Genomic DNA, 1,647 nt, shown 5'->3' on the forward strand with positions numbered 1-1,647 from the left:
ATCTCGGCGCGGCGGGCCGGATCGATGAGCAGCGGGACGATCGTGTCCCGCAGCGTGTCGGGGGAGGCGTGGCCGGTCAGTGCGACGGCCGCGCCGGCGTCCGCGAGGTGCCGGGCGTTGTGCTCCTGTTCGTTCCCGGCGCTGGTGGCCAGCGGGATGAACACCGCCGCCTTGCCGAGCGCGGTCAGCTCGGCGAGCGTTCCGGCGCCGCTGCGGGAGATCACCACGTCCGCGAGCGCGAGGACGTCCGGCAGTTCCGGGCCGACGAAGCCGGTCACCAGGTACCGGCCGCGAAGGTGTTCCGGCAGAGCGGCGGCCCGGGCGCGCAGCCCTTCCTTGTGGCTCGGCCCGCACTGGTGGACCACGTTCGCGTGCCCGAGCAGCCACGGCAGGATGTCGCTGACCAACTGGTTGATCTGCTGCGAGCCCTGGGCGCCGCCGGTGACGTACACGGTGGGCAGCTCGTGGTCGAAACCCCACAGGCCGAGCGTCTGAACCGCCTTGTCGCTCCGGCCGGTCAGGACCTCGGGGCGCACCGGGTTGCCGGTGACCACGGCCGCGGCGCGGGCGCTCTCGGGCAGGTACTGCAGGGTGGACTCGGAGGAGACCGCGACACGGGTCGCCATGCGGGCCAGGGCCCGGTTGCCCAGGCCGAGCCGGACGGTCTGCTCGTGAACGACCAACGGCCGGTGGCACATCCGGGCGGCCATCCCCACCGGCACCGCCACATAGCCGCCCGTACCGAGCACCACGTCCGGGTCGAAGTCGGCGACCGCGGTGCGGGCCTGGGCAACGCCGAGGGGTACACGACCCATGTCTTTGACGTTGGCGGGTGAGATCAGCTTGAGGGCGTTGGCACTGCGCCGGATCTTCCCGGTGGCGACCGTCGTGAACGGGATGCCCTCGGATGCGGTGACGCGGGCTTCGAGACCGGAGGCAGTACCGATCCACAGTACGTCCAGGGCACCGCCGGCGTCGGCGAGCCGAGAGCGCAGGGCGCGGATCGCGGTGAGGGCCGGGTATGTGTGTCCGCCGGTTCCGCCGCCCGTGACGATGAGCCGAAGTGGCCGGCCGAGGCGGGAGACGAGAGCGGCAGCATCGCGGTTCACGCCTGGAACATACCAGTCTCCGAAGAGCAGCCCGTTCAAGGAATCTGACGAACCGTTGAGAGCATCGAGCTGTCGTCGGGGGCGGCGCCCTGGTCCGTGGTCGCGGTCGGCGACCCGCGTCTGCCGGCAAGGTCGGCGGCGGTCGCCGGGACAGTCCTGGCCGCGGTCACGGCAAGGGCTGAGGGCGACCGCCCGTTTCGGTTCCTTGAGTCCCTTGGGGCCGGGTCGAGTTCAGTGCGTGGCCCCCTCCGGGACGTGCAGGTCGGCGGCGGTGGTGGCCGCGGCGGTGAGCAGGGCGCGCAGCGCGTGGGCGGCGGAGTCGGCGGGCAGGGAGGGCTGGGCGCGGTCGAGGACCTGCTCGGGCAGGGCGGGTATGTGGACGAACCCGCCGCGTACGGCGGGGCGTTCGGTGGCGAGCAGGTGCATCAGGGCGTAGAAGACGTGGTTGCAGACGAACGTCCCGGCGGTGTGCGAGAGGGAGGCGGGCAGGCCCGCCTGCCGGACGGCGGCCACGCACGCCTTGACCGGCAGCGTCGCG

Annotated in this window: 1 protein-coding gene and 1 pseudogene; both read right to left on the reverse strand. The window is 72.7% G+C overall.

Annotated elements, in window-relative coordinates; all coding sequences use genetic code 11:
• The coding region (locus AB0O00_RS38315) for a UDP-N-acetylglucosamine--N-acetylmuramyl-(pentapeptide) pyrophosphoryl-undecaprenol N-acetylglucosamine transferase (protein ID WP_363659307.1) at positions 1–1,109 on the reverse strand (1,109 nt) is incomplete at its 3' end.
• Between the two features lie 231 nt (positions 1,110–1,340).
• A pseudogene (locus tag AB0O00_RS38320) lies at positions 1,341–1,647 on the reverse strand (pyroglutamyl-peptidase I); the annotation flags it as partial.

Source organism: Kitasatospora sp. NPDC093558 (genome assembly GCF_040683475.1).
In the GTDB taxonomy this organism is placed as follows: domain Bacteria; phylum Actinomycetota; class Actinomycetes; order Streptomycetales; family Streptomycetaceae; genus Kitasatospora.